Origin of the sequence: Neomoorella sulfitireducens (genome assembly GCF_024733845.1) — a bacterium.
Classification (GTDB): Bacteria; Bacillota; DSM-521; order Neomoorellales; family Neomoorellaceae; genus Neomoorella; species Neomoorella sulfitireducens.
The window spans coordinates 1-1,951 of record NZ_JANRHG010000028.1; the positions used below are offsets into that span (position 1 = coordinate 1).

Here is a 1,951-nt window from a genome sequence, read left to right on the forward strand (position 1 = left end):
ATGCCGACACGAAAAAATAGATACGGCCATCTCATGTCGCCACTAAAATATAGAGATACTGTTATAAAAAACCGCCTGCTATCCACAAATTCCATGCCGCATTTTTTACAGGGACCGGAACCGTACCCGTCTGATGCCATCATCAACCATCTTGCCAACCGTGCCAAAAACGGTGCGGCCATAGTCACGGTGTCGGGCATATCTGCCAGGATAGGCATACCGGAGATGCTGCCCCCGCCTGAAATGGATTACGGCGATGTGCCTCATTTCCCGCGCTATAACCTTTATGACCCCAAATGCCAAAACTATTTTGCCCACCTGGCAGACGCCATCCACTATTATGGCGCCAAGGCTGCAATGAGTTTTGCATTTTTGATCGTCCCGGGATATGACGTCTGTGAAATACCTGAAAAAAACATCAAGGCCTATACGCCGGAATTAATCGATCAAATGATCGACGACTTTGTCGAGCAGGCGGCAATCAGCAAGTCGCTGGGCTATGACATGGGGTCCGTTCACATGGCATATCGCCTGCTTTTCCCGGCACGTTTCCTATCCCCCCTTACAAATAAAAGGGCGGATGAATTCGGCGGCAGCCTGGAAAACAGGGCCAGAGTAGCGCTGGAAATTTTCCGCCGGATAAAAGAAAAAGTAGGTAAAGACTTTCTGCTGGAAGCAGTGATGAGCGCCGAAGAAGAACCGGGCGGATACACATTTGAAGAAGCCTGCGAGTTTCTAAAAATGGCGGAAGGGCTTATAGATATAGTGCAGGTAAGGATGCCAAACGGGATGGATTCCCATCCGACCGGGTTCATGAAAGAAGCGACACCGACATTAAAATATGCAGAAGGGTTCAAAAAACTGGGGCTGAACATGATAATAGCGCCGGTGGGAGGTTTCCAGGATTTAGATGCAGCCGAAGAAGCGATAGCTTCTGGCAAAGCGGATATGATAGCGGCTGCCCGGGCATGGATCTGTGATTTTGACTATGGCAGGAAGATGGCAGAAGGCAGGGGAGAAGATGTCGTTCCCTGCATACGCTGCAATAAGTGCCATGTAATTGCCAAGGATTACCCTTATTTATCAGCATGCTCGGTTAATCCCGCATTTGGAATAGAGCATGTGCTTCACAGGGCTGTTACCCCACCCAGGCAGGCCAAGAAAATCGCCGTAGTCGGAGGCGGGCCTGCCGGAATGGAAGCGGCTTTGATTGCGAATGAACGCGGGCACAAAGTAGTTATATTTGAAAAGAGCGACCGTCTGGGCGGCATGCTTATTCCCGGGTCACAACCGGAATTCAAGTGGCCCCTCAAGCAGTACAAAGACTATTTAGCGCAGCAAGTAAAGAAAGCCGGCATAGAAGTGCGGCTAAAAACAGCGGCCACACCGGAAATGATAGAAGAAGAAAACTTCGATGCCGTTATCGTAGCGGTAGGTAGCGAACCGCTTTTACCGGCGATAGAAGGAATAAAGAATAAAAACGTCATAACGGCACTCGAAGTATTAAACGAACCCGCCCTGGCCACCGGGAAAGTGGTAGTAGTAGGCGGGGGAGAAGTAGGTGTAGAAACAGGACTTTACCTGGCCAGAGCGGGGCATGAAGTAACAGTGCTGGAAATGACAGAAGTACTGGCGGGGGAAGCGCGGCGCCCGCACTATTACGAAGCCCTGGAAGAAGAAATGCAAAAGACGGAAGGCTTCAAGGCCATAACGAATGCCAGGGTAACGCAGATTACACCTGAGAGCGTAAAGTACGTCGATGCGGGAGGCAACGAGCAAGTTATACCAGCAGATACAGTCGTGATTGCAGCAGGGACAAAACCCTTAACGGATTTAGCCCTGAGCTTCTATGACAGCGCCAAGGAGTTCTACATGGTCGGCGACTGTTACAAAGCCGGGAGCCTTATGACGGCCCTGCGCAGCGCTTTCGCCGTGGCGTCGAATATTTAGC

Annotated in this window: 1 protein-coding gene; it reads left to right on the forward strand. The window is 50.6% G+C overall.

Going from position 1 to position 1,951, the window contains the following annotated elements; genetic code table 11:
• The coding region (locus tag NWF31_RS14420) for an FAD-dependent oxidoreductase (protein ID WP_258361199.1) at window positions 1-1,950 on the forward strand (1,950 nt) is incomplete at its 5' end.
• Window position 1,951 lies beyond the last annotated feature (1 nt).